Raw genomic sequence first — 24,114 nt, 5'->3', positions numbered from 1 at the left:
GCATCACCAGCCTATTTGCGCGCTTCCGATGTGGGGTAGCCTGCATCTGATGCCCGATCCTCTAATGGTAAGAGAGCGGACTCTGACTCCGTCAATCAAGGTTCGAGTCCTTGTCGGGCATCCAAACTTTCCATAGCGAAATCAGTGTTGAAATGGTTCTGGCCAATGAACATTTCAGCTGGGTCGTTGCGCCGATGGGCGACAGGAGCGGTCGCTTGTTGCTACGCTACGGCAGGTCTTCCTCTAATTTGCCGATCGACCGCTAGTCGCCAACTCGCGGTCGTTCGCGCAGCGCCACTGCCACGAGCACGCTTGTGGACAAGAGGATGCCAGAGACCAGCACCGCTACGCCTAGCAATCCCGATGTCGTGAGCCTCGCCTCGGCCCGCAGGGTAATCCACTTGCCTATTTTGAGCGACGTGCGAGTGACCTGACGATCGTTGAGAATGTCCATTCGACGATTATTGCGCCGGACGCACCAATGTTCAAGCGCTGGAACAGGTTCGCAAACGAGCTGTTGCTTACGGGGAGGAGTGCGCCATGACCGACAAGAAGCTTTACGATCAGGCCAGTCACGTTGCCGCGGAAGAAGGGCAGGTTTTGGTCGACGGCCCTGACGGCGTGGCCGTCGCGCTCACCCCCGACGCTGCGCTCGAGACGGCCGAACGGTTGACAGCGCAAGCCGCACAGGCCGCAGGTCAGCGCCATTTTGAAGAGAATAAAGGTAAGCAGGCAGAACGCTATTCGGACAGTAAAAAGCCCTGATCAAATGGCGGGCGATCGTCGACCGGGCATTCCTAGTCCTGATCATGCTAGATCTGAGCCCCCGTCGCCCGCGAAACCGGCGCGGGAAAACAGGGAGCGGTTTCGTGGCGCAGTTCCGCCGGGACATAGAGCCTGGAGGTCTGCATGGAATGCGACCGACCTGAACCATTCGCCTTCCAGTGATACATGGCGGCATCGGCATCCTGCAAAAGCTGGTCCACCGATCGCTCGCCGTTAAGGGACGTGGCGATCCCGATGGACGTGGAAATGGCGAGATCCACTCCCCTATGAGCGATAGGCTCGCGAAGCGAGGCAAGGAGCGCTCTGGAAAGCCCCTCCGGCTCGCTTACACAGGGATCCGTGATGAGGCACCCGAACTCGTCCCCCCCAAGGCGGGCGACCAGAACGCCCGGCAGTATAGCGGCTGCCTTGGCCAGACGCTTGGCAACCTCCTTCAACACCAGGTCGCCGACCGCGTGACCATAGGTGTCGTTAACCGCCTTGAATCCGTTGAGGTCCATCAGCAGAAATGCCAGGGGACGGCCCTTCAAATCCTCCAGTCGCTCCATCAGCGCAAACCGGTTGGGAATTCCTGTGAGAAAATCCTGCCGGGCGATTTCGTGATTTCGCGCCTCACTGCGCCGGATTGCGCGCATCTCGGCCCGCAACTGGCGGTCGCGGCGCGTGAGCATGCAGGCGGCCCCGACGAGCAACAGGCCCGCGCTGCCGATGAACTCATCCATCTGATAGACTTCGTTGTGCCTGATCATCATGCAAAGCGCGTCGAACCAGTTGTTGGATATGCACGCCATAATCGCCAGCGAGACCACCGTGGCGGCCACCGCATTCTCGGCCGTCAATCGTCGCCGGCTGAGATGGCCAATCAATTCGTCGGGCATGCGGCATCGCCTTCTCTCACAAGCCCCCACATTTCAATGCGTTAGGGCGCGAGCGTTAAGAAGCGGTAACGAGCAGCCAGCATCGACGCCGATACGGCCACATAGGTTAGTGAAAAAGCGCGCGCTTTGTTCCCGCAGGGATAAACGCACCTCTACGGCCGCTGCCGTTAAATGACGTTAATATGTCATATCGCAGCCTAACGCGTGACAATCATTGTCACAAAACTGTTGTGATGAGGCTCTAGTGGCGACCCCGCAAAGCAAGACCAATCGCTATTCCAAGGGGCCATCTCCATGATTCGTTCGACCATCCCGCTGCTGCGAGCCTCCCTCGGCGGGCTGCTGCTCGCCTCGGTTTCCATGCCCGCGCTGGCGCTCGCCGCCGACGCAGCGCCCGCCGCTGACGCCGCGCCCGCCGCCGATGCCGCTGCTGGCGACCAGGGCCTGACCGAGATCGTCGTCACCGCAACCAAGCGCGAGACCAACCTTCAGCAGACGCCGATCGCGATCGCGGTCGTTAATATGGAAGCGCTCAAGGATCGCCATGTCCAGAGCCTGTACGACCTCGCCGACGGCGCGGTGCCGTCGCTGCGCATCGCCACGTTCGAAGCGCGCCAGTCCGCGCTGACCATCGGCATTCGCGGCATCGTGCCGCTCGACGCCAACCAGCCCGCGCGCGAACAGGGCGTCGGCATCTATATCGACGGCGTGTATCTGGGCCGCCAGCACGGCCTGAACGCCGCCTTGTTCGACGTCGAGCGGATCGAAGTGCTCAAGGGTCCGCAGGGCACGCTGTTCGGCCGCAACACCGAAGGCGGCGCGCTGTCGATCGTATCAGCCGCGCCGACCGGCGAATTTGGCGGCCGCATCAGCGGCGGCATCGGCAACTATGGTGCGAACACCGTGAGCGCCCATATCAATCTGCCCGAATTTCAGGGTTTCAGCCTCAAGATCGACGGCGTGAAGCAGTATCAGGGCGCGACCACCAAGAACCCGCTCGCAGGCCAGAAGGGCTTCAACTATTATGATCGCCGGGGCCTGCGCGTCGCTGCCCGCTGGCAGGTGACGCCCGACATCACCAATGATTTCGCCTTTGATATCGCGAAGGACGAGAATACGCCCTTTTACAGTCAGTTGCTGAACTACAATCCCAACAACTGCGTCGCCGGCCCCGCTGCGGCATCGCCTAACTGCGCCCTGCCCGGCGCGCCTTACACCACGCTGACCGGCACCGTCCGCCCCGTGCTGCCTGGCGTGATCGTCAACGGTGACAGCCGCATGAAGACCGCCGATATCGGCGTGCCGCAGCAGGCAAGCGTCGACAAGACGCACGGCTTTACCAACAGCCTGAAATGGAAGGTCTCCCCCGACCTCGAACTGCGTTCGATCACCGCATGGCGCGGCGTCGACGTCGATCAGTGGGACAATAGCGGCGGCGCACACCGTCCGCCGGTCGTCAACCTGACCGCGTCCTGCACCGCCGCCTCGCCCTGCCCGTTCAGCCGCTACAGCCTCGCCGGCCTGCGCCAGCGCCAGTTCAGCCAGGAATTGCAGGCGGTCGGCTCGATCGACACCATCGATTATGTGGCGGGTCTCTATTATTTCAACGAGCATGTCAGCGACGATGCCGCGACGCCAAGCTCCAATGGCGTGTATCTGAGCGGCGGCCTGCCGGTCTACACGATCCTCGACTCCTGCCGTGGGTCGGGCGGTTTCGGTTCGCAGCCGGGCTGCCGCTCGATCGACCGCGCTTCGGAAGTTTGGTCGAAAAGCTATGCCGCCTATGGCCAGGTCACCTGGAATGCGACGGACGCCATCCACCTGACCGTCGGCGCGCGCTACACCCAGGACAAGAAGCGCGGCGAGCTGCACTTCTTCCGCAACCTGAATTACGACCTGCCGGCCAATGCCGCCGCGGTGGCAAATAACGGCTACACGCCGCTGCGGAAAAAATGGACCCGCTTCAATCCGATGGCGACGCTGGCGTTCGACGTGAACGACGATCTCCATGTCTATGCCAAATATGCGACCGGCTATCGCGCCGGCGGGGCCAGCTCGCGGACCGCAAATTATGAAGCGTTCAACCCCGAGGATGTGAAATCCTATGAAGTCGGACTGAAAGCCGACTTCTGGGACCGCCGTGCTCGCTTCAACCTCGCGGCCTACATCATGGACCGCAAGGACAGCCAGCTCGACATCAGCTATATCCAGTTCGCGGGCGGCTCCAGCGTCAACGTGCTGCGCACGGTCAATGCCGAAGGCACGACCAAGATCCGTGGCGTCGAGGCCGATCTGACGCTGCGTCCGGTGGAAGGGCTGACGCTGAACGCGTCCTATGCCTACACCTATACCAAGGTGCCGCTGGTCCCGATCTCGTTCACGGTCGGCGGCGTCACATCGACGCCGGTGATGCAGCAATTCTACATTCCGTTTACGCCGCGCAACGCGGCAAGCGGATCGATCGATTATGCCCTGCCGGTGGGCGGTGGCGACACGGCGCTGAAATTCCATGTCGACGCCAACTATTCGCAGGCCACCCAGGCCTTCGACCAGTTCCCCGACAAGGCGGATGCCTCGTTCATCGTCAACGCCCGCCTGTCGCTAGCCGACATTTCGATGGGCAATGGCGGCCAGAAGCTGACCGTGGCGGTGTGGTCGCGCAACCTGCTCAACAAGCAGTATATCTTCCGCCGCGATCCGTCGAACAGCCTCCCGGGCACGCCGACGACCAGCCTCGCCAATGGCAATATCGGCAACGTGCTGGGTGACTATGGCAACTTCAACGCACCGCGCACCTTCGGCATCGAAGGCACGGTAAACTTCTAAACGGGCGAAAGCCTGCTGATTAGGGAAGGCCATGGCGCGGGATCACCCTGCGCCATGGCTTTCCTCTTTTAATCCCCGCGTCAATTCCTCAGCATATAGCCGACGCCGCGAATGGTGCTGATCGGATCGTCGCCGCCAAATGCCCTGAGCTTGGTGCGGAGGCGGCGAATATGCACTTCGACGAGGTTGGTCGGGGTTGTGGCGTCATAGGCCCACACCCGCTCCAGCAGCGTCGCACGGCTCACGGCCTGCCCGGCATGACGCGCCAATATGGTCAGCAGGCGAAATTCGATCTTTTGCAGATCGAGCGCCCTGCCATCGCGCCAGACGGCATGCCGCATGGGGCTGATCACCAGATCCCCTACCCGCAACGTCTCCGCCGATCCGCCTGCGTTCCACTGCCGCCCGCGCAACAGCGCATGGAACCGCGCGTCGAGTTCGGCGGCGTCGATGGGCCGGACCATATAATCGTCGGCGCCGGCCGTCAGACCCTCGATTTTGTGATGCGACTTGCCCAGCGCGCCGATCATGATGACGGGAAGGAGCATATTGCCCTGCCGCAAGCGCCGTAGAATGACGAGGCCGTCGACGGTCGGCAGAACACGGCTCAGGACGATGGCATCGAAAGGCGCGGTCGCAAGGATATCGAGCGCGAGCCGCCCGTCGCTTACAACCTTCGCGCTATGTCCAAAGCCGCGCATCTGGTCGGCAAGTTGGGCGGCGAAGGCATCGTCTCCCTCGACGATGAGGATGTTCAGGGCCACGCGCTACCCGCACTGACTTGCGCCATCAACAGCGCGCGCCTTCGTACCATGACCGCGATGCACTTCCAACAGGCGGGCGCTCAGGCCTGGAACAGCACTTTCGTTCCGGCTTCCACCATGCCGGCCAGTCGCGCAGCGTCCCAGTTGGTCAGGCGGACGCAGCCATGGCTTTCGGCGCGGCCGATGCTTTGAGGTTCGCCAGTGCCGTGAATGCCATAATGGGGCTTGGACAGGTCGATCCACACGACGCCGACCGGGCCATTGGGACCGGGTTTGAGGAGGACCGGCTGCTTGCTGTCCGATACGTCCCAGAAGAGTTTGGGATTATAGTGAAAATCGGGATTACGGCTGACCCCCTGAATCTTCCATTGGCCGAGCGGCAGCGGATCATGTTCGCTGCCCATGGTCGCCGGAAATTGCGCAATCAGCCTGCCGTCCGTATCGAAGGCGCGCAGCACGCCTTCGGACTTGTCGACCACGACTCTGTCGGCCTTGGGCTGATCGGGCGATACCGCCAGCCATTGCAAAGTCCGGCTCCAGCCGCGATCATCCTTTTGCGGCGCCGGCGGCGCGATGTCCGCAACCGCCGGCACCTGAATGACGGCGTCCGCCCTGGCGACCGTCCCGCGCCGGTTAAGCGCTACCAGCGTCTCGGGCGTGGTATGGAAACGCTCCGCCAGAGCCTCCACCAGATTGCGATAGCCAAGGACCGGCAGCTTCGCCTGTAGCTGCGCGTCCTTGGGGAAATTCGGTACGAACGGCCCCCTGGCGAAGTCGGCCGGAATGCGCACGACGCGGGTGGCGGGCACGTCCGTCCATCGGGCAAGCGCCCGCACCGTCGGCTCGTCCAGCTTGCCGTTCGCGTTCAGATCATGCGTGTCCTGAAACGCGCGCAGCGCTGCACGGAAATTCGCGCCGTCCTTGCCGTCGAGCGTGCCGGAAGAAAAGCCGAGCCGCTCCAGCACCACCTGCGTCTGGAGCAGGCGATCGGGTCGTGGCCGCACGGTCTGATCGCGGACATCTGCAAAGGAGAGCCCGCCGCCGGCTGAAGCCGAGGATTTCTCGTCTTTTTCCGCGCCGCCAGGCTGATAATCGACCTTGCATGCCGCCAGTAGGGCGATGGCCATCAGGCCCGCGAGCCGCGCTGAATTTTTCGTCTTCATAGAGCGGCTTAACGAACCGCGCCGCCAAAGGGTGCAGCCTCGCGCCGCCCGTGCAAAATTTCCCAGCACTATCCCACGATGTCGAGCGCCATGGCCTCTGCCACCTTGATGCCATCGATCGCCGCCGAAAGGATGCCCCCTGCATAGCCGGCGCCTTCGCCTGCCGGATAGAGGCCTGCGACGTTGAGGCTTTGAAAATCCTTGCCGCGCGTGATGCGGATCGGGGAGGATGTGCGCGTCTCGACCCCGGTCATCACGACATCGGGATGGTCGTATCGCGCGATCTGCCGGCCAAAGACCGGGATCGCCTCGCGAATCGCCTCGATCACGAAGGACGGCAGGCAGCGCGCGAGGTCGGTCGGCGTGACCCCCGGCTTGTAGGAGGGCTCAACCTGCCCCAATGCCGTAGACGGGCGGCCCGCGAGGAAATCGCCCACTGTCTGCGCCGGCGCGCAATAGGATGAACCGCCCGCGACATAGGCCAACGATTCCCAGTGCCGCTGGAGGTCGATCCCGGCGAGCGGGCCGTCAGGATAGTCTCGCGCCGGGTCGATGCCGACGACGAGGCCCGAATTGGCATTGAATTCGGCGCGCGAATATTGGCTCATGCCGTTGGTGACGACGCGCCCCTCCTCCGATGTTGCGGCGACGACGCGCCCGCCCGGACACATGCAGAAACTATAGACCGTGCGGTCGTTGGCGCAGTGATGGGCAAGGCTATAGGCCGCCGCGCCGAGATCGGGGTGGCCCGCGCAATTGCCGAAGCGGGCGCGGTCGACCCAGCTTTGCGGATGCTCGATCCGCACGCCGATCGAAAAGGGCTTGGCCTCGATATGCACGCCGCGCGCGTGCAGCATCTCGAAGGTCGGCCGCGCACTGTGCCCGACTGCGAGGACGACATGGTCCGCCTCGATAAAGCCGCCGTCATGCAGATGCAGCCCGCACAACCGCTGCGAACCGTCGTCCTGCCGTGTCAGTTCCAGCTCGTCCACGCGCGTTTGCCAACGATATTCGCCGCCCAGCGCCTCGATCTGCCGCCGCATCGCCTCCACCATGGTAACGAGGCGGAAGGTGCCGATATGCGGATGCGCCTGCGTCAATATGTCGGCCGGTGCGCCGGCGGCAACGAATTCCTCCAGCACCTTGCGTCCCAGAAAGCGCGGGTCCTTGACCCGGCAATAGAGCTTACCGTCGGAAAAGGTCCCTGCCCCGCCCTCGCCAAACTGGACATTGCTGTCCGGGTTCAACTCGCCCCGCCGCCACAGGCCCCAGGTATCCTTCGTCCGCTCGCGCACCGGCTTGCCGCGATCGAGGATGATCGGGCGAAATCCCATCTGTGCGAGAATAAGGCCCGCGAACAATCCGCACGGCCCCGCGCCGACCACGACCGGGCGCATGGCAGAGCCGCCATCCGGCGCATGGGTCACGAACCGGTAGTCGGTATCGGGGCGTGCCCGGACTTCATGGTCGCCCGCCAGCCGCGCCAGCACCTCGGCCTCCTCGGTCAGCGCGACGTCGACCGTGTAGATCAGCAGGATCGCATTTTTGCGCCGCGCATCATTGCCGCGCTTGACGATCTCATGACTGAGAAGGGCATCGGGCGAGATGCCGAGGCGCGCGCAGATGGCGGCGGAGATCGCTTCGGCCGGATGGTCGAGGGGAAGTTTGAGGCCGGACAGGCGGAGCATGAAGGCGCTTTAGGGGAAGGCGCGCCCGAATAAAACCTCCGTTGAGATCAGGCCCCCCCGGCCCGCGCCGTCTTGACGTTAACGTAAAGTCCGACTACATGACCGTCATGGATCAACGCACCAGCATCGCGGGCATCGAAATGCCCGACATCAGCGACCGGCAGACCTATAGCATCACCGATCTGTCGGAGGAATTCGGGGTAACGGCGCGCGCCTTGCGCTTTTACGAGGATGAGGGGCTGATCGCGCCCGAGCGACAGGGCCTGTCGCGCATCTATTCGCGGCGCGATCGGGCGCGTCTTGCCTGGATATTACGCGGCAAGCGCGTGGGCTTCAGCCTGACCGATATTCGCGAGATGATCGATCTTTACGACGCAGACGAAGAGCATGAGGCGCAGCGGCGCGTCACCATCGACAAATGCCGGGCGCGGATCGATCTGCTGACGCGCCAGAAGGACGATATCGACGCCGCGATCAGCGAGCTGGCGAGTTTCGTGGCGACGATCGACAGATAGACGCGCCGCTCAAGACCCGAAAAATATAAGACCGGAGAAGATCATGCCCAGCTACGCCGCACCCGTCCGCGACTCGCGATTCGTGCTCGATCATGTGGTGGGGCTGGATCGCTATGCGAACCTTCCCGGTTTCGGCAATGCGACCCCCGATCTGGTCGAGGCGATCCTGACCGAAGGCGGAAAGATAGCCTCTGAAGTCCTCTTCCCGCTCAATATGGTCGGCGATCAGCAGGGCTGCACCCGGCATGACGATGGCCGCGTCACCACGCCCGAAGGCTTCAAGGCGGCGTTCGACGCCTATGTCGCGGGCGGATGGACCACGTTGCACGCACCGGAGGAATTTGGCGGGCAGGGCCTGCCTTCCGTGCTCGCCACTGCCTTCGACGAATATGTGCTGTCCGCCAACCAGGCGTTCGAAATGTACCATGGCCTGACCGCTGGCGCGGTCGCGGCGCTGCTGGCCAAGGGCAGCGACGCGCAAAAGGCGACCTATGTGCCCAACATGGTGTCGGGCAAGTGGACCGGCACGATGAACCTGACCGAACCGCACGCGGGCACAGACCTTGGCCTGATCAAAACGAGAGCCGTGCCGAACGCCGACGGCAGCCATGCGATCTCGGGCACCAAGATTTTCATTTCCTCGGGCGAGCATGACCTCGCCGAAAATATCATCCACCTCGTTCTCGCCAAGACGCCGGGCGCGCCCGACAGCAGCAAGGGCATTTCGCTGTTCGTTGTGCCCAAGTTCCTCGTGAACGAGGATGGCTCGCTGGGCGCGCGCAACGCGGTTTCCTGCGGCTCGATCGAACATAAGATGGGCATTCACGGCAATGCGACCTGCGTCATGAATTATGACGAAGCGACCGGCTGGCTGGTGGGCGAGGAGAATAAAGGCCTCGCCGCGATGTTCATCATGATGAACGCGGCCCGCCTTGGCGTCGGACTACAAGGTCTGGGTCAGGCGGAGGTCGCGTTCCAGAATGCGGTTCATTACGCCCATGACCGGCGACAGGGCCGCGCGCTCACCGGTCCCAAGGATGTTGCGGAAAAGGCGGACTCGCTATTCGTCCACCCCGATGTGCGCCGTATGCTGATGGAGGCCAAGGCGCTGACGGAGGGGTTGCGCGCGCTGATCCTGTGGGGCGCGCTCCAGGCAGACCTGTCGCACAATGCGGCGACCGGGGAAGAACGGCAATTGGCGGACGACCTGATCGGCCTGCTGACCCCGGTGATCAAGGGCTATGGCACCGACAAGGGTTTCCACGTCACCGTCGCGTGCCAGCAGATATTCGGCGGCCATGGATACATCCGCGAAAACGGCATGGAGCAATATGTCCGCGACGCCCGCATCGCCCAGATATATGAGGGCGCCAACGGCGTTCAGGCGATGGATCTTGTCGGCCGCAAGCTGCCAATGAATGGCGGCCGGGCGATGCAGGCGTTCCTCAAGATCATCGCCAGCGAAGTGGCCGAGGCCAAGGGTGATCCCAAGCTGGCCGACTTCGCGCAAGCACTGGAAAAGGCGAGCGGCCAGTTGCAGGGAGCGACCCTGTGGCTGATGCAGAATGCGATGCAGAACCCTGATAATGCCGGGGCCGGCGCGTATCATTACATGCACATATTGGGGATCGTCGCGACCGGCCTGATGTGGCTGCGCATGATGAAGGCCGCGAGCGGCCTGCTCGACGCCGGCGACGGGGATGCGGTCTTTCTGAACGCCAAGCTCGTCACTGCCCGATTTTTCGCCGAACGGATCATGCCCGACGCGGGCGCGCTTCGCCGCAAGATCGAGGGTGGCGCCGACACGCTCATGGCGCTGGAGCCGGACGCTTTTCTGTCGATCTGACAGGCGGTTGTGGCGGCTACCCACGGTCAGCCGACGTGAAAAAGGCTCCCGGACAGGTCCGGGAGCCTTTTTCAGATTGATGAAAAGTGGCGGTTATTGCTCGCCATTGTCCTTGACGCCCACGGTCGGCACATCGACGGTGGTCTTCTTGGTCCCAACAACCACTTCCTTGGAATCGACGTCGACCTTGGGCAGGTCTCCGCCCTTCACGCTGACTTCGGGCATATCGCCGCCCTTGACATCGGCTTTCCAGAAGCCCGTGGCAAACAGGACGCCAACGATCGCGAGAATGGCGATGACCACGATCGCCAGGGTCCGGCCGCCGCCACGCTTTTCCACGATCACGCGCCTGTCGTCATAACCGTCATTCCGAACATCAACCATAAAACCCTCCTCGTTTCGATTGTGACGATCAGAACGGTCGGGTAAGGATTTTGGTTCCGGTTCATGTCCGGGCGCAACATAATGAAGGTGGCGCGCTATCGCCGGCCGATCGGCGAGGGCAGGTCCCGCCCGTGCCAACCTGCGCCCTCATTCCCCCCACAGATCCTTGATCTTGCTGAAAAATCCGGTCGATTGCGGACATTCCTCGCCCGTCTCGGTCTCGCGGAAGGCTTCGAGCAATTCCTTTTGTTTGGCCGTCAGCCGCGTCGGCGTCTCCACATCGATCTGGACGACCAGGTCGCCCTGCCCCCGGCCGTTCAGCACCGGCATGCCCGCGCCACGCTGGCGAATCTGCTTGCCCGACTGGATGCCGACCGGAATCTTGATCGCGTGCCGCGCCCCGTCGAGGCCCGGCACTTCGATCGTGCCGCCCAGCGCCGCCGTTGTGAAACTCACCGGGCATCGGCAGAACAGGGTCGTGCCGTCGCGCTCGTACAACGCATGCCGCTTGACGTGCAGGAAGATATAGAGGTCGCCTGCCGGTGCGCCCCGCGCGCCTGCCTCGCCTTCGCCCGACAGGCGGATGCGCGTGCCGTCGTCGACGCCGGCCGGAATATTGACCGATAGCGTTTTGGGCTTGTCGACACGGCCCTCGCCCCGACAGGCACGGCACGGGCTTTCAATGACCTGCCCCGCGCCGTTGCACGATGGGCAGGTCCGCTCCACCACGAAAAAGCCCTGCTGCGCCCGCACCTGGCCATGACCCTTGCAGGTCCCGCAGGTCTTGACCCCGGTCCCCGGCTGCGCGCCCGAGCCTTCACAGCTCTCGCATGCCGCCGATACTTCGATCTGGATTTCGGTCTGCTTGCCATGAAAGGCCTCGTCGAGGCTGATTTCCATGTCGTAGCGCAGGTCCGCGCCGCGCCGTTGCGCCTGCCGTCCGCCGCCACCGCCGCCAAAGCCGGCCTGGCCGAAGATCGTCTCGAAAATATCGCCGAGATCCGAAAATCCGGCTCCGCCGCCGCCCTGGAAGCCGCCGCCCTGCTGTTGCTGGCGGAAGGCGGCATGACCGAATCGATCATAGGCTGCGCGCTTCTGCGGGTCCTTGAGACAGTCATAGGCCTCCGACACGGCCTTGAACTTGGCTTCGCTGTCGGTGCATCCCCCGGTTTTGTCCGGATGATATTTCATCGCCATCTTGCGATAAGCGCTCTTGATCGCGCCGCCGTCGGCAGTGCGTTCGACTTCGAGCAATTCGTAAAAATCGATATCGGTCGTCATTCGGACCCCCGCCCGCGCTGCCCGTCATTGCAGCCATGGCCGCAATGACGGGTATCGAGCACAGCTTACGCTTTGTTGTCGTCTACTTCCGAAAATTCAGCGTCGACCACATCGTCATCCGCCTTGGGCGCGTCCCCGCCCGGAGCCGCCGCATCGGCCTGCTCCTTCTCGTAGATCGCCTGACCAAGCTTCATCGCGATCGTCGCGAGTTCCTGCGCCTTGGCCTTCATAGCCTCGGCATCCTCGCTCTCGATCGCGGCCTTAGTCGCCGCGACAGCCGCTTCGATCTCGCCCTTCAACGAGGCGTCAACCTTGTCGCCATGTTCGGCAAGCTGCTGTTCGGTCGTGTGGACGAGGCTTTCGGCGTTGTTCTTCGCCTCGGCGCCCTCGCGCCGCTTCTTGTCCTCTTCGGCGAAGCGTTCGGCATCCTTGACCATCTGGTCGATGTCGGCATCGGACAGACCGCCCGACGCCTGAATGCGGATCTGCTGTTCCTTGCCGGTGCCCTTGTCCTTGGCGCTGACATTGACGAGGCCGTTGGCGTCGATGTCGAACGTCACCTCGATCTGCGGTACGCCGCGCGGCGCGGGCGGGATGCCCACCAGATCGAACTGGCCGAGAATCTTGTTGTCCGCCGCCATTTCACGCTCGCCCTGGAACACACGGATCGTCACCGCCTGCTGATTATCGTCGGCGGTCGAATAGACTTGGCTCTTCTTGGCAGGGATCGTGGTGTTGCGATCAATCATGCGGGTGAACACCCCACCCAGCGTCTCGATACCAAGCGACAGCGGGGTCACGTCGAGCAGCAGCACGTCCTTGACGTCGCCCTGCAGCACGCCCGCCTGTATCGCCGCGCCCATGGCGACGACTTCGTCTGGATTGACCCCGGTATGCGGCTCCTTGCCGAAGAACTCCTTCACGGCCTCGCGCACCTTGGGCATGCGGGTCATGCCGCCCACCAGCACCACTTCGCTGATGTCGCTCGCCGAAACGCCGGCATCGGCCATCGCCTTCTTGCACGGTTCCATGGTGCGCTTGATGAGGTCGGCGACCAGCCGCTCCAGATCGGCGCGGGTGATCGACTTCACCAGATGCTTGGGGCCATTGGCGTCGGCGGTGATGAAGGGCAGGTTGACCTCGGTCGTCTGCGCCGAGGACAGCTCGATCTTCGCCTTTTCGGCGGCTTCCTTCAGTCGCTGAAGCGCCAGCTTGTCCTTGGTCAGGTCGATGCCTTCGACCTTCTTGAAGTCGTCCGCCAGGAACTGCACCAGCTTGGCGTCGAAATCCTCGCCACCAAGGAAGGTGTCGCCATTGGTCGACTTCACCTCGAACACGCCGTCGCCGATTTCCAGGATCGAAATGTCGAAGGTGCCGCCGCCGAGGTCATAGACAGCGATCGTCTTGCCGTCCTGCTTGTCCAGGCCATAGGCGAGCGCGGCAGCGGTCGGCTCGTTGATGATGCGCAGCACTTCAAGGCCGGCGATCTGTCCTGCGTCCTTGGTCGCCTGACGCTGGGCGTCGTTGAAATAGGCCGGCACGGTGATGACCGCCTGCGTGACGGTTTCGCCAAGATAGGATTCGGCGGTTTCCTTCATCTTCTGAAGGATGAACGCGCTGATCTGCGACGGACTGTAATCCTGGCCGCCGGCCTTCACCCATGCGTCGCCGTTCGGCCCCTTGGAGATCGAATAGGGCACCAGCTCCATGTCCTTCTTGGTCATGGGATCGTCAAAGCGGCGGCCGATCAGGCGCTTGACCGCGAAGATCGTGCTGTCGGGATTGGTGACCGCCTGGCGCTTGGCCGGCTGGCCGATCAATCGCTCGCCATCCTTGGCGAAGGCGACGATGGAGGGCGTGGTGCGCGCGCCTTCCGCATTTTCGATGACCTTGGGCTTGCCGCCGTCCATGACGGCGATGCAGCTGTTGGTCGTGCCCAGATCGATACCGATAACTTTTGCCATTATATCCTCTTTTGAACCCCAAAAATGTTCAGCGGTTGATGGCCCATACCTCACGAAAGCGCCAAGGCAAGGCCGGTTTGCATGGCGGATATAGGCGTGCTTTTCCTTGGCACAAGACACTGGGGCGATTACGCATGGAACCATCTTGAAACGAGACAATTTTAGGAGCCTTGGCAATGCGCGCGCCCACTTCCCCGATCGCCCTGTGCGTGCCGCTTGCGCTGAGCCTTTTTCTGGCCGCCTGCGGCGATCCGGCGCCGACCTATATCGACCAGGCCTATGTACGCCTCAGCCCCAACAAGGCGTCGCCGTCGGCCGGCTATTTCATTGCCCATGGCGGTGATTCGGCCACGCAGTTGCGCGGCGTGCTGACCGATTACGCGCTCAAGGTGGAGATGCACGAGAGCATGAGCGCGGGCGGCATGACGAAGATGGCGCCGCTCTCCAGCGTCGACATTCCCGCCAAAGCCACGGTGGCTTTCGCGCCCGGCGGCAAGCATCTGATGCTCTGGGGTGTTAACGATACGGCGATCGGCAGGGGTAAGATGACACTCACCTTCTTGCTGGCCAATGGCGACCGGTTGCTGGTGGATGCCGTGATCCAGAAGCCCGACGGGACGAGCAGCGCTTCAGCCCCTGCGGTCGACGAGCATGAGGATCATTGAGCGCGGGGGACTCAAGCGGGCGACCGCTCACGCCCGACGAGGTGGCGCTCGCGCGCGGCATGTTCGGCGACGCCATCGCTTATGATCGCGTGCGCATTCATAATCGCAAATGGTGGCCTTTCCACCCCCGGAACGTAACCATGGCCCCCGATGGCGACCTGTGGTTCCATCCGGCAAGCGGGCTCTTTTGCGACGATTTCTGCGCCGGTCCATTGCATGTGCAAGGGCACTTCGTCCATGAAATGACGCATGCCTGGCAAGCGCAGCGATCGGGGAAATATTGGCTCCCGCTGATGCGCCATCCGTGGTGTCGCTATGACTATCACGTCGAGCCGGGCAAGTCTTTCGGGCGATATGGCATCGAGCAACAGGCGGAGATCGTCCGGCATGCCTTCCTGCTGAAGCGCGGAATTGCGGTGGCGGGCAAACCCGGGCTGGATGTCTACGATCGGCTTCTGCCTTTCTGCCCGGGATGAGTGCGTTGCCCTGAACAGGCGTGAATGTCATTTGTTCCGGTAAAACACTGAATTCACAAGCCGCAATTACGCTAAAGCCCGTTAATAATAACGCGCTACTTGGTCGTGCGGCAGGAACTTTGAATCCATCCCCTCGTTACCCGCGCACCGCATAAGACAAGAGGATTAATTCATGCTTCGCAATAGTTTGCTCGCAGGCGCTCTGGCGCTTGCTATTGTATCGCCAGCCGTCGCTCAGGTGTCGACATCTTCGACCGGAATGATGAGCGCCACCGACACCGGCGTCTCCCCGATGATGGGCGTCTCGGCCACCGACTATGTCAAGCTGGCCGCAGATTCCGATATGTATGAAATTCAGTCGAGCCGCATCGCGCTGATGCGCAGCAAGCGCGCCGACATCAAGGGTTTCGCCAAAGAGATGATCGCCGACCACATGCTCACCACCAAGTCGCTGATGGCCGCGCTGAAGAATAACGACCGCACGATCGCCAAGCCTTCCACCATGCTTTCGGCGGATAATGCCGCGAAGATCGCGCTGCTGAAAAAGGCGCCCAAGGCAAGCTTCGACGACCTGTATCTCCAGCAGCAGGCACAGGCGCATCAGACCGCCTGGTCGCTCCATAAGGGCTATGCCACCGACGGCACGGATATAACGCTCAAGCAGGTCGCTTCGACGGCGGTTCCCGTGATCGAGCGCCACCTTGGTCATGCCAAGCAGCTATTGCCGGCCGGCCTCGCGCCCGCCCGGTGACCGATCCATGCCCATGAGAAGGGGCATTTATCTGCATCACCGTAACTGAAGCGGAAAAGAAAAAGGCGGCGCTTTCCAGCGCCGCCTTTTACCCTCTGCCTGACCTGCGGATCAGTATACCCGCGCCTTCGGTTTGATATACTCGGCCTCGTCGGTCATCGTGTAATCATGCACCGGCCGGTAATCGAGCGTTACCTTGCCGCCCGAACCACCCCAGCCTTCGAACCAGCTGATCGTGTGCTTCATCCAATTTTCGTCGTCGCGGTTCGGGAAATCCTCATGCGCATGCGCGCCGCGCGATTCCTTGCGGGCGTCGGCGCCTTCCATCGTGCAGATGGCCTGGCTCATGAGGTTGTCGAGTTCCAGCGTCTCGATCAGGTCGGTGTTCCAGATCAGCGAACGGTCGGTGACCTTGACGTCCTGCAAACGTTTATTGACCGCCTGCATCCGGGTGACGCCTTCGCCGAGCAGCGCGCTGTCGCGGAATACGGCGGCATGTTTTTGCATGGTCCGCTGCATGTCCATGCGGATATCCGCCGTCGATGTGCCGCCCTTCGCATTGCGATAATGGTCGAGCCGGCCCAGCGCCAGATCGGCGGAGTCCGTGGGCAGCGCCTTATGGGGGCTGTTGGGCTTGATATTGTCCTTGAGGAACAGGCCCGTCGCCCGCCCGAACACGACAAGATCGATCAGCGAGTTGGAGCCGAGGCGGTTCGCGCCATGGACCGACACGCAGGCCGCCTCGCCCACCGCGAACAGGCCGCGCACGATGACTTCGGGATCGTCGCCGACCTTGGTCACGACCTGGCCATGATAGTTACAGGGAATGCCGCCCATATTATAATGGACCGTCGGCGTTACCGGCAGCGGCTGACGGGTCAGATCGACACCCGCGAAAATCTTGCCGCTCTCGGTGATGCCTGGCAGGCGCTCTGCCAGCACCTTGGGATCGATATGGTCGAGGTGCAGGAAGATATGATCCTTATGCTCGCCGACACCGCGCCCTTCGCGCATTTCCATCGCCATTGAGCGGGACACGACGTCGCGCGACGCCAGATCCTTCGCCGACGGGGCATAGCGCTCCATGAAGCGCTCGCCCTCGGAGTTGGTGAGATAGCCGCCCTCGCCGCGCGCGCCTTCGGTGATCAGCACGCCCGCGCCGTAAATGCCGGTCGGATGGAACTGGACGAACTCCAGATCCTGGAGGGGGAGACCGGCGCGCAGCACCATGCCGCCGCCGTCGCCGGTGCAGCTATGCGCCGAGGTCGCCGAGAAATAGGCGCGGCCATAACCACCCGTCGCCAGCACCACCGCATGGGCACGGAAGCGATGGATCGATCCGTCTTCCATGCAGATGGCGATCACGCCGCGGCACTCGCCATTTTCCATGATGAGGTCGATGGCGAAATATTCGATGTAGAAGTCGGCGTCGTACTTCAGGCTCTGCTGATACAGCGCGTGCAACATCGCATGGCCGGTGCGGTCGGCAGCGGCGCAGGTGCGCTGCACCGGCGGGCCGGCGCCCATATTCTGCATATGGCCGCCGAAGGGCCGCTGGTAGATCGTGCCTTCGGCATTGCGGCTGAACGGCACGCCGGCATGTTCCAGCTCGTAGACGGCGGCGGGCGCTTCACGCACCATATATTCGATCGCGTCCTGATCACCCAGCCAGTCGGACCCCTTGACGGTGTCGTACATGTGCCAGGTCCAGTGATCGGGCGAATTATTCCCGAGCGAGGCGGCGATACCGCCCTGCGCCGCCACGGTGTGCGACCGGGTCGGGAACAGTTTGGTGATGCAGGCGGTCTTGAGCCCCGCCTCGGCGCTGCCCATGGTCGCGCGCAGACCCGATCCGCCAGCGCCCACCACGACGGTGTCGTAGGTGTGATCAATGATCTTGTAGGTTTCGGTCGACATCAGGAAGCGGCCCCCGTGAATGCGATCTTAGCAATGGCGAAGAGTCCGGCGGCCGCGCCGCCAATGGCGTAGAAGTTCAAAAGCAGGATGGACAGGAAGGCCAGCCCCTTGTCGTGGACATAATCCTCCAGCATCACCTGCATGCCCAGGCGCAGGTGCCAGAAAATGCTGACGATCATCAGCATCAGCGGCACCGCGACCAGCGGATGCGCGATCCAGCCGACGACGCTTTCATAATCGAGGCCGGGCAGCGTGAGCAGGCTGACGATCAGCCACAGGACGAGCAGCAGATTGCCCGCCGCAGTGTAGCGCTGCGCGAGCCAGTGATGCGCGCCATGCTTTGCCGAACCCAGACCACGGACGCGGCCGATACCAGTACCGTTGCCCATCAGAAGCCCTTTCCAAGGATATAAAGCCAGACGAAGCCGGTCACGATGATCGCCGCTACAGGAACGACGAGCGCCCAGCTTTTATTGGCCTTGAGTTCATAGCCGGCGCCGATATCGAGTACGAAGTGGCGCAGCCCTGAAAACATATGCTGGAAAAAAGTCCAGGTCAGGCCGACCATCACGACATAGCCGAGCGGCGAGGTCGCGCATTTCATGAAGCTAGCATAGGCATCCGGCCCGATCGCGGCAGCGGTAAGCCACCATACCAAACCCATCGCCCCTACCGTGGCGAGGCCGTTGCCGGTGACGCGATGGAGGATGGAGATGGCCATGGCCGGACCCCATTTCCAGATCGTCAGATGCGGCGAGAGCGGCCGGCTGTTGGTTCGCGCCATATATACTCCGTCCCTGAAGCTATTTTCCTGATTCCGCTCCCCTTAAGTGCGAACGCCCCCAAGGGCAAGCTGCCGCGCGCCGAGGCCGCATGTTGCGAAGCTAAGGATCGCTTAACCAAATCCCGCTATGCCGCCAGATACGCTTTGCATAACATCGAGAGGCCGCAAGAGCATGTCATCCGCCGAAGCACGCACGATCGTCGAGGCCGATTATCTTCGGAAAATCGATCCCACGAACAGCATCGCGCAGGGCGCGCTGGAAATCCATGGGGTCGTCCAGGATTCGATCGCCGAGGTGGCGGACGCTTTCTTCCAGCGCTATGCGCAAAACAGCGATCTGCGCAATCTGGTCGGCCCAGAGGCGGCCGCGCGGATCGAAGCGCGAGCGCAGGATTATGTTCGCGAGAAACTGGCGCATTACGACGCGGGGCGCTGGATCGACATGCAGACGGCCTGCATCCGCCATGCGCGCGATAAGGGCATCTCGGTCGACAACGTGATGGCGGCGATTGCGCGGTGCAACGAAAAGATCGCCGAACTGATCTGGGCCCGCACCGAAAATGATCGGGCGCAATGCCAGCGGATGCTCATCACCCTCAATCGGATTTCCATGATGGACACGGGCGTCATGGGCAAGGTTCTGGCCCGCGATTCTCAGGAGGCGCAGCGCGCCGATCGGCAGCGCTACAGCGCCTTGTTCGAACAGCGGATCGTGGCCGAAATCGGCGGTGCTTCCCAGCTTGGCGAATCGCTGCGCGAACAGGCCAAGGATGCATCCACCGCAACGCGCGGCATGTTGGGCAAGGCGTCCGAAGTCGCCGCCGCAGCCGAACAGTCGGCGCTCGCCATGCGCGAAGCCGCGCGTACGTCCGCCGGCCTCATCCGCGCGATCGAGGACGCGCGTACCGAAGTGGAGGTGGCGGCCGAGATTGCCCAGCGCGCCGCATCGCAGTCCGGCGAGGCCGTGACCATGTCGGCGACCCTGTCGGATCACGCCAAGTCGATCGAATCGATTTTAGGCCTGATCCGCGACATTGCCGGACAGACCAATCTGCTCGCGCTCAACGCCACGATCGAGGCGGCGCGCGCGGGGGACGCCGGACGCGGCTTTGCCGTGGTCGCGCAGGAAGTCAAAAGCCTCGCCAACCAGACCGCGCGCGCCACCGACGAGATCGCCGGCAAGATCGCGGATATCCAGGCATCCACACGGCAATCGGTCGACACCAACCAGCGCATCCGCGACACGGTGGGCGAAGTTCAGTCGAGCGCGGAACGCATCCGCCACGCAATGGATGCGCAGGCGCAAACAGTCACCATGATCACCGCCGCCGTCGATGAAACCGCGCTCGCCGCCGACTCCATGTCGACCACCATATCCGCCATCCGCCAGGACACTGAAGTGGTCGCGTCGGAAATCGATCAGCTGGAGCGCGGATTCACCACTGTCGAAGGCAAGCTGAGCAGCCTGCGCCATGCCGCATCGGATTTCGGCCGCCAGGTCGCCTGACACCCTCCCCGCCGGCCCTTCCCCCGCCCGCCGCGCTGGGGTAAGGGCGGGCATGACCGAAATCGCCGCAACGGCCCCGCAAAGCGCGACTCAGAGCCTGCTACAAAGCTGGAAAGTCACCCTGCCCTGCACCCGCGCCGAAGCGGAAGCACTGGATGGCGACATCGCGGCTTTCGCGACGATGGATCAGCCGCCGGTCCTGATGACCAGCGAGGCGGAACCGGATAATGAAGATGCCTGGCGGCTCGACGCCTATTTCGAGGGCAAGCCGAGTGCCACCGCGATCAAGCTGCTGCGCGCGATGGTGCCGAGCGCCGGCGCGATAAAGCCGCTGGTAGAAGCGCTGGCCGACGAGGATTGGGTGACGCTGAGCCAGCAGGGGCTGGAGCCGGTCACCGCCGGTCGATTCCACGTCCGCAATCTCGCCACCGATGCCGAGCAGCCGGGCAAGGTCAATTTCCTGATCGAAGCGGGCCGTGCCTTTGGCACGGGGCAGCATGAAACGACGGCGGGATGCCTGATGATGCTGGACCGGATGCGGCGCGTCGGCATGCGCTGCGGCCATGTCGCGGACATCGGCACCGGCACCGGCCTGCTCGCCTTCGCCGCCTTGCACCTGTGGCCCCGCGCCTATGCGATCGCATCGGATATCGACCCGGTCGCGGTCGAGATCAGCGAGCAGAATGCCCGCGCCAACGGCGTGACGCTCGGCGCGGGACGGGGGCAACTCGCGCTCTTTACCGCCGCCGGCGTCGACCATCCCGCCATCATCGGAGGTGGGCCCTATGATCTGCTGATCGCCAATATCCTTGCCGGGCCGCTGATCGAACTCCCGCCCTCGCTCTGCGCGCTGGTCGAGGATGGCGGCTCGATCATTCTCGCGGGGTTGCTGAACGATCAGGCACCGGCCGTGCTGGCGGCCTATCGCGCGCAGGGCATGCGGCTCGCCGAACGGGCCGACAATGGCGACTGGCCGACCCTGCGCCTGCGCAAGCGCCCAAGGATCGGGTGGAAGCGTCCTTCGCGCATCAACCGCGCCGCGCGCGGCGAAGCGCCCGGTCATGGCAGTATCTGAAAGGCGACCCATCATGAGCCGCGAACCCATCCTGCATGAAGGCCCCGACCGTCTGCTGGAGAGCATGGCGATATTCGCGGACGCCACCCGGTCGCCGCGCCCCGGCATATTGCTGTTCCCCAATGTCCTGGGCGCCAAGGAGAGCGACTTCGCCTATGCGGAAAGGATCGCGGCACTGGGCTATGCCGTGCTCGTCGCGGATGTCTACGGCCAAGGCCGGCGGTCGACCCGCGCCGATGCCGATCCCGGCCGTTATATGAACGAACTGAATGCCGACCGCGTCCTGATGCTGGCGCGGCTCCAGTCCTGCCACGCGGCGCTCAGAGCCATGCCGCAGGTGGATGCGAGCCGCACGGCGGCGATCGGATTCTGCTTCGGCGGCAAATGCGTGCTCGATCTGGCGCGCGGCGGTGCGGACATTGCCGGCGGAGTCAGCTTCCATGGCGTCTATGACGCCCCGCCTTTCCCGAACGCCGCGATCACCGCGAAGCTGCTCATCTGCCACGGCTGGAACGATCCGCTGGCCCCGCCGGACGCCGTGACCGCGCTGGCGCGGGAATTGAGCGCGGCGCAATGCGACTGGCAGATTCATGCCTATGGCGACACTGGCCACGCCTTCACCGACGAGACCGTTCATATGCCCGACAAGGGCATGGCCTATCAGCCCGACGCCGACCGGCGCAGCTTCAAGGCGATGACCGACTTTCTGGGCGAACTTTTTCCGGCATAATCAAGGCTGCCGGTTTCCGTTGAAAAAAGCGCTTACCGCCCGTCCACTCAAATCTCGTCGATCATCTCCGCCAGCACGGCGAGGCACTCCTTGCCCAACTGCATCGAGCGCGCCGGAGACCAGCCAAAATCGGGATCGGGCAGATCGTCATTATCCTTGAACGGCATTTCCAGCGTCATCGCGACCGCGCCGAAGCGCTCGGCGATCTGGTTGGTGGACATGGTGAGATTGGCCTTGCCGTCCCCCGCCACCGGATAGCCGCGCTTCGTCTGGAAATCGGGCGTGCGCACTGCCAGCGAATCGCGATATCGATGGTAAAGGCCAAGCTGCCGATCGGTGATCGACGGAATGCCTTCGAACCCGGCGAGAAAGACCGCCGGAATCGCCTCGTCACCATGCACATCCATCGCGAAATCGACGCCGGTCTCGTCCATCGCCGCGCGCACCGCCAGGACCTCCGGGCTGCGCTCGGCCGACGGATCATGCCATTCGCGGTTGAGATTCACCCCCGCAGCATTGGTGCGCAGATGGCCGCGCCGGCTGCCGTCCGGGTTCATATTGGGGACGATATGGAATGTCGCGCGGGCGCGCAGCAGACGGGCGACGGCATCCTCCTCGTCGCACAGCCGCTCCAGCGCGCCTTCCATCCACCATTCCGCCATGCTCTCGCCCGGATGCTGGCGGGCATAGAGCCACACCTGTTTAGGCCCTTCGCCGATGGTCAGCAGATCGAGCGGCTGGCCGTCAAGCGTCAGCCCCAGTTCGCGCTGCACCACGCCGGGCTGGCAGGCCGCCCAGGCGATCAGGTCGTGATGCCGTTCCATCGAATAGGGCGCGAAATAAGCCAGCCACACGGCGTTGCTGTCCGGCGTCAGCCGGATGGTCAGCACGCCGTCGGCATAGGCGGTGTCCGCGAGCAACCAGGTCTCGCGATCCTCGCTCATCCGCGCCTTGTAATCCGGCCAGCCGTCGGGATAGGCCGACTCGCCGCAGTTGACGATGTTCAGTTCGACCTCGCGTCCGGCAGCGCCCGCCACGCGAAAATGGAACCACTGGTAAAAGTCGCTCTGATGATCGCGAACGATCTCCAGTTCGGCGCTGACGCGATCGGCACCGTCCTGGATGGAAAGAAGGCGGATGTTGCCGCTGTCGAAGGCACTGGTAATGGAAATGGTCATTTGACGCGTATAGTGCGCCCCGATTCCCCCGGATAGCCCCCAATGAGCGCCGCAGCGAGCTTGGCCGCCGCGATGCCGGGCTGCGCGGCGGGCGTGCCCTCGCGCGCCTGCGTCATGGCGCGCCCTTCCCAGATCGTAGACTGATCGCCCCGGCGGCGGATCTGCACTTCCAGCTCGGTGGTCACGATGTCCTTGGGCTTGCCGGACAGGTTGATGCCGATGCCGACGCCAAGACCCGAATAGCCGCCACTACCAACGCCGCCGCCCACGCCGACGCTCACCGGCTTGTCCGTGCCATAGCCGGTCGGGCGGAACGCGCGGCGCAACGCCACCCGCGCGACATAGGTGCTGGGCTTGCCCGGCTGCGTTGCCGTAAAGCCGACGCCCTGCAACTCGCGCTCCACCGCTGCGGCATAGGTGCGGAATTCCAGGCTGATATCGGGGTTGCCCGGCAGTTCCTCGACGGCGATCGTGCCCGACCGCGCCGGATCGCCGACATGGAACCGCGTCACTTCGACCGGCGGGATCGCGGCTGCGCAACCAGCGAGGGAAATGGCGAGAGCAGACGACAGCAGGATAGGCTTCAACATGGACCCAACTCCAAAAGAACAGTCTGCCCCATACACGACATGACGGGTGCATTCCCTTCCAATGCTTGAGCAACCGCTTCGCTGCATCCCGGCTGAACGGCGGCAAAAGAGCGGCTCGCGCCCTTGACTTTCCGCCGGCCCGCCCATAGGGGCAGCGCTTCGATTTTCGGCACCATCGCAAGATTCAATATCTTCCCAAGATTCAGGGGCAGACTTTCCATGAAGATCCGCAATTCGCTCAAGTCGCTCAAGGACCGGCACCGGGACAACCGCGTGATCCGTCGCCGTGGCCGCACCTATGTGATCAACAAGACCAACCGCCGCTTCAAGGCCCGCCAGGGCTGAA

24 protein-coding genes and 1 tRNA gene are annotated in these 24,114 nt (G+C 63.2%); 12 read left to right on the top strand and 13 right to left on the bottom strand.

Translation table 11 applies throughout. The features are described from left to right. The first annotated feature begins 50 nt into the window (after positions 1-50). Positions 51-124, top strand: a tRNA-Gln gene (locus WG907_RS10165). A gap of 416 nt (positions 125-540) precedes the next feature. Continuing rightward, positions 541-765, top strand: coding sequence for a hypothetical protein (locus WG907_RS10160; RefSeq protein ID WP_340232660.1), 225 nt, complete (start codon positions 541-543; stop codon positions 763-765). A gap of 47 nt (positions 766-812) precedes the next feature. On the opposite strand, the gene WG907_RS10155 is transcribed toward WG907_RS10160, so the two are convergent. Further along, on the bottom strand, positions 813-1,664 hold the full coding sequence (locus WG907_RS10155) for a diguanylate cyclase domain-containing protein (RefSeq protein ID WP_340232659.1): 852 nt from the start codon (positions 1,662-1,664) through the stop codon (positions 813-815). Between the two features lie 294 nt (positions 1,665-1,958). On the opposite strand from WG907_RS10155, the gene WG907_RS10150 reads away from it, so the two are divergent. Then, positions 1,959-4,490: a TonB-dependent receptor gene (locus WG907_RS10150; protein ID WP_340232658.1), complete on the top strand. Its 2,532-nt coding sequence runs from the start codon at positions 1,959-1,961 to the stop codon at positions 4,488-4,490. A gap of 80 nt (positions 4,491-4,570) precedes the next feature. Here the strand turns inward: WG907_RS10150 and WG907_RS10145 are convergent, their stop codons facing one another. From WG907_RS10145 to WG907_RS10135, 3 genes are all read right to left on the bottom strand, one after another. Then, on the bottom strand, positions 4,571-5,254 hold the full coding sequence (locus WG907_RS10145; protein ID WP_340232657.1) for a response regulator transcription factor: 684 nt from the start codon (positions 5,252-5,254) through the stop codon (positions 4,571-4,573). Positions 5,255-5,334: 80 nt separating this feature from the next. Then, positions 5,335-6,417, bottom strand: coding sequence for a L,D-transpeptidase family protein (locus tag WG907_RS10140; protein ID WP_340232656.1), 1,083 nt, complete (start codon positions 6,415-6,417; stop codon positions 5,335-5,337). Positions 6,418-6,485: 68 nt separating this feature from the next. Continuing rightward, on the bottom strand, positions 6,486-8,105 hold the full coding sequence (locus WG907_RS10135; protein WP_340232655.1) for an NAD(P)/FAD-dependent oxidoreductase: 1,620 nt from the start codon (positions 8,103-8,105) through the stop codon (positions 6,486-6,488). A gap of 107 nt (positions 8,106-8,212) precedes the next feature. Here WG907_RS10135 and WG907_RS10130 point away from each other — a divergent pair, with 107 nt between their 5' ends. Continuing rightward, on the top strand, positions 8,213-8,620 hold the full coding sequence (locus tag WG907_RS10130) for a MerR family transcriptional regulator (protein ID WP_340233031.1): 408 nt from the start codon (positions 8,213-8,215) through the stop codon (positions 8,618-8,620). Positions 8,621-8,663: 43 nt separating this feature from the next. Then, positions 8,664-10,466, top strand: coding sequence for an acyl-CoA dehydrogenase C-terminal domain-containing protein (locus WG907_RS10125; protein WP_340232654.1), 1,803 nt, complete (start codon positions 8,664-8,666; stop codon positions 10,464-10,466). 93 nt (positions 10,467-10,559) lie between these two features. On the opposite strand, the gene WG907_RS10120 is transcribed toward WG907_RS10125, so the two are convergent. From WG907_RS10120 to dnaK, 3 genes are all read right to left on the bottom strand, one after another. Further along, positions 10,560-10,850, bottom strand: coding sequence for a hypothetical protein (locus WG907_RS10120; protein WP_340232653.1), 291 nt, complete (start codon positions 10,848-10,850; stop codon positions 10,560-10,562). Between the two features lie 147 nt (positions 10,851-10,997). Continuing rightward, a complete protein-coding gene (gene dnaJ, locus WG907_RS10115; protein ID WP_340232652.1) occupies positions 10,998-12,131 on the bottom strand; it encodes a molecular chaperone DnaJ in 1,134 nt (377 codons plus the stop codon). Positions 12,132-12,196: 65 nt separating this feature from the next. Next, positions 12,197-14,095, bottom strand: coding sequence for a molecular chaperone DnaK (gene dnaK / locus WG907_RS10110; protein ID WP_340232651.1), 1,899 nt, complete (start codon positions 14,093-14,095; stop codon positions 12,197-12,199). Positions 14,096-14,271: 176 nt separating this feature from the next. On the opposite strand from dnaK, the gene WG907_RS10105 reads away from it, so the two are divergent. From WG907_RS10105 to WG907_RS10095, 3 genes are all read left to right on the top strand, one after another. Beyond that, complete coding sequence (locus WG907_RS10105; protein ID WP_340232650.1) at positions 14,272-14,760, top strand: copper chaperone PCu(A)C; 489 nt, start codon at positions 14,272-14,274, stop codon at positions 14,758-14,760. A 59-nt stretch (positions 14,761-14,819) separates the two neighbouring features. Next, positions 14,820-15,236 carry a vgr related protein gene (locus WG907_RS10100; protein WP_340233029.1) on the top strand — a complete coding sequence of 139 codons (417 nt, stop codon included), beginning with the start codon at positions 14,820-14,822 and terminating at the stop codon, positions 15,234-15,236. A 172-nt stretch (positions 15,237-15,408) separates the two neighbouring features. After that, the gene (locus WG907_RS10095) at positions 15,409-15,987 is read left to right on the top strand and encodes a DUF4142 domain-containing protein (protein ID WP_340232649.1); all 579 of its coding nucleotides are present in this window, start codon (positions 15,409-15,411) and stop codon (positions 15,985-15,987) included. Between the two features lie 111 nt (positions 15,988-16,098). Here WG907_RS10095 and sdhA read toward each other — a convergent pair whose 3' ends face one another. Genes sdhA through sdhC form a run of 3 tightly spaced genes read right to left on the bottom strand, consistent with a single transcriptional unit; the run spans position 16,099 to position 18,688 of the window. Next, entirely contained in the window at positions 16,099-17,904 is a 1,806-nt protein-coding gene (gene sdhA, locus WG907_RS10090) for a succinate dehydrogenase flavoprotein subunit (protein WP_340232648.1), read from the bottom strand. Further along, a complete protein-coding gene (sdhD, locus tag WG907_RS10085; RefSeq protein ID WP_340232647.1) occupies positions 17,904-18,293 on the bottom strand; it encodes a succinate dehydrogenase, hydrophobic membrane anchor protein in 390 nt (129 codons plus the stop codon). The genes sdhA and sdhD overlap by 1 nt, the downstream gene beginning before the upstream one ends. After that, complete coding sequence (gene sdhC / locus WG907_RS10080) at positions 18,293-18,688, bottom strand: succinate dehydrogenase, cytochrome b556 subunit (protein ID WP_340232646.1); 396 nt, start codon at positions 18,686-18,688, stop codon at positions 18,293-18,295. The genes sdhD and sdhC overlap by 1 nt, the downstream gene beginning before the upstream one ends. A gap of 172 nt (positions 18,689-18,860) precedes the next feature. On the opposite strand from sdhC, the gene WG907_RS10075 reads away from it, so the two are divergent. Genes WG907_RS10075 through WG907_RS10065 form a run of 3 tightly spaced genes read left to right on the top strand, consistent with a single transcriptional unit; the run spans position 18,861 to position 22,000 of the window. After that, complete coding sequence (locus WG907_RS10075) at positions 18,861-20,195, top strand: methyl-accepting chemotaxis protein (RefSeq protein WP_340232645.1); 1,335 nt, start codon at positions 18,861-18,863, stop codon at positions 20,193-20,195. A 52-nt stretch (positions 20,196-20,247) separates the two neighbouring features. Next, the gene (locus WG907_RS10070) at positions 20,248-21,270 is read left to right on the top strand and encodes a 50S ribosomal protein L11 methyltransferase (RefSeq protein WP_340232644.1); all 1,023 of its coding nucleotides are present in this window, start codon (positions 20,248-20,250) and stop codon (positions 21,268-21,270) included. 13 nt (positions 21,271-21,283) lie between these two features. Then, positions 21,284-22,000 (top strand): dienelactone hydrolase family protein, encoded by a 717-nt coding sequence (locus WG907_RS10065; protein WP_340232643.1) that lies wholly within the window; start codon positions 21,284-21,286, stop codon positions 21,998-22,000. Between the two features lie 47 nt (positions 22,001-22,047). Here the strand turns inward: WG907_RS10065 and WG907_RS10060 are convergent, their stop codons facing one another. Genes WG907_RS10060 through WG907_RS10050 form a run of 3 tightly spaced genes read right to left on the bottom strand, consistent with a single transcriptional unit; the run spans position 22,048 to position 23,989 of the window. Beyond that, positions 22,048-23,178, bottom strand: a complete 1,131-nt coding sequence (locus WG907_RS10060; RefSeq protein WP_340232642.1) for a M14 family metallopeptidase — start codon at positions 23,176-23,178, stop codon at positions 22,048-22,050. Beyond that, a complete protein-coding gene (locus WG907_RS10055) occupies positions 23,175-23,768 on the bottom strand; it encodes a hypothetical protein (RefSeq protein WP_340232641.1) in 594 nt (197 codons plus the stop codon). Before WG907_RS10055 ends, WG907_RS10060 begins: the two co-directional genes overlap by 4 nt. Continuing rightward, the gene (locus tag WG907_RS10050) at positions 23,762-23,989 is read right to left on the bottom strand and encodes a hypothetical protein (RefSeq protein ID WP_340232640.1); all 228 of its coding nucleotides are present in this window, start codon (positions 23,987-23,989) and stop codon (positions 23,762-23,764) included. The genes WG907_RS10055 and WG907_RS10050 overlap by 7 nt, the downstream gene beginning before the upstream one ends. Between WG907_RS10050 and ykgO the strand changes: the two genes are divergently transcribed. Continuing rightward, entirely contained in the window at positions 23,988-24,113 is a 126-nt protein-coding gene (gene ykgO, locus WG907_RS10045) for a type B 50S ribosomal protein L36 (protein ID WP_003046794.1), read from the top strand. The two genes, WG907_RS10050 and ykgO, sit on opposite strands and share 2 nt — an antisense overlap. The last annotated feature ends 1 nt before the right edge of the window (position 24,114 follow it).

Origin of the sequence: Sphingobium fluminis, from assembly GCF_037723805.1 — a bacterium.
In the GTDB taxonomy this organism is placed as follows: Bacteria; Pseudomonadota; Alphaproteobacteria; order Sphingomonadales; family Sphingomonadaceae; genus Sphingobium.
Note: the sequence above shows the minus strand (reverse complement) of the source record. Positions and strands in the feature narration are given on the sequence as shown.

What these genes read in the sequence shown, in the direction of transcription:
- WG907_RS10120 (WP_340232653.1), bottom strand. Translation starts at nt 10,850, where the DNA reads ATGGTTGATGTTCGGAATGACGGTTATGACGACAGGCGCGTGATCGTG.
- WG907_RS10160 (WP_340232660.1), top strand. Translation starts at nt 541, where the DNA reads ATGACCGACAAGAAGCTTTACGATCAGGCCAGTCACGTTGCCGCGGAA.
- dnaJ (WP_340232652.1), bottom strand. Translation starts at nt 12,131, where the DNA reads ATGACGACCGATATCGATTTTTACGAATTGCTCGAAGTCGAACGCACT.
- WG907_RS10055 (WP_340232641.1), bottom strand. Translation starts at nt 23,768, where the DNA reads ATGTTGAAGCCTATCCTGCTGTCGTCTGCTCTCGCCATTTCCCTCGCT.
- WG907_RS10095 (WP_340232649.1), top strand. Translation starts at nt 15,409, where the DNA reads ATGCTTCGCAATAGTTTGCTCGCAGGCGCTCTGGCGCTTGCTATTGTA.
- sdhD (WP_340232647.1), bottom strand. Translation starts at nt 18,293, where the DNA reads ATGGGCAACGGTACTGGTATCGGCCGCGTCCGTGGTCTGGGTTCGGCA.
- WG907_RS10100 (WP_340233029.1), top strand. Translation starts at nt 14,820, where the DNA reads ATGTTCGGCGACGCCATCGCTTATGATCGCGTGCGCATTCATAATCGC.
- WG907_RS10125 (WP_340232654.1), top strand. Translation starts at nt 8,664, where the DNA reads ATGCCCAGCTACGCCGCACCCGTCCGCGACTCGCGATTCGTGCTCGAT.
- sdhC (WP_340232646.1), bottom strand. Translation starts at nt 18,688, where the DNA reads ATGGCGCGAACCAACAGCCGGCCGCTCTCGCCGCATCTGACGATCTGG.
- WG907_RS10130 (WP_340233031.1), top strand. Translation starts at nt 8,213, where the DNA reads ATGGATCAACGCACCAGCATCGCGGGCATCGAAATGCCCGACATCAGC.
- WG907_RS10065 (WP_340232643.1), top strand. Translation starts at nt 21,284, where the DNA reads ATGAGCCGCGAACCCATCCTGCATGAAGGCCCCGACCGTCTGCTGGAG.
- WG907_RS10140 (WP_340232656.1), bottom strand. Translation starts at nt 6,417, where the DNA reads ATGAAGACGAAAAATTCAGCGCGGCTCGCGGGCCTGATGGCCATCGCC.
- ykgO (WP_003046794.1), top strand. Translation starts at nt 23,988, where the DNA reads ATGAAGATCCGCAATTCGCTCAAGTCGCTCAAGGACCGGCACCGGGAC.
- WG907_RS10155 (WP_340232659.1), bottom strand. Translation starts at nt 1,664, where the DNA reads ATGCCCGACGAATTGATTGGCCATCTCAGCCGGCGACGATTGACGGCC.
- sdhA (WP_340232648.1), bottom strand. Translation starts at nt 17,904, where the DNA reads ATGTCGACCGAAACCTACAAGATCATTGATCACACCTACGACACCGTC.
- WG907_RS10050 (WP_340232640.1), bottom strand. Translation starts at nt 23,989, where the DNA reads ATGGAAAGTCTGCCCCTGAATCTTGGGAAGATATTGAATCTTGCGATG.
- WG907_RS10135 (WP_340232655.1), bottom strand. Translation starts at nt 8,105, where the DNA reads ATGCTCCGCCTGTCCGGCCTCAAACTTCCCCTCGACCATCCGGCCGAA.
- WG907_RS10105 (WP_340232650.1), top strand. Translation starts at nt 14,272, where the DNA reads ATGCGCGCGCCCACTTCCCCGATCGCCCTGTGCGTGCCGCTTGCGCTG.
- dnaK (WP_340232651.1), bottom strand. Translation starts at nt 14,095, where the DNA reads ATGGCAAAAGTTATCGGTATCGATCTGGGCACGACCAACAGCTGCATC.
- WG907_RS10070 (WP_340232644.1), top strand. Translation starts at nt 20,248, where the DNA reads ATGACCGAAATCGCCGCAACGGCCCCGCAAAGCGCGACTCAGAGCCTG.
- WG907_RS10075 (WP_340232645.1), top strand. Translation starts at nt 18,861, where the DNA reads ATGTCATCCGCCGAAGCACGCACGATCGTCGAGGCCGATTATCTTCGG.
- WG907_RS10060 (WP_340232642.1), bottom strand. Translation starts at nt 23,178, where the DNA reads ATGACCATTTCCATTACCAGTGCCTTCGACAGCGGCAACATCCGCCTT.
- WG907_RS10150 (WP_340232658.1), top strand. Translation starts at nt 1,959, where the DNA reads ATGATTCGTTCGACCATCCCGCTGCTGCGAGCCTCCCTCGGCGGGCTG.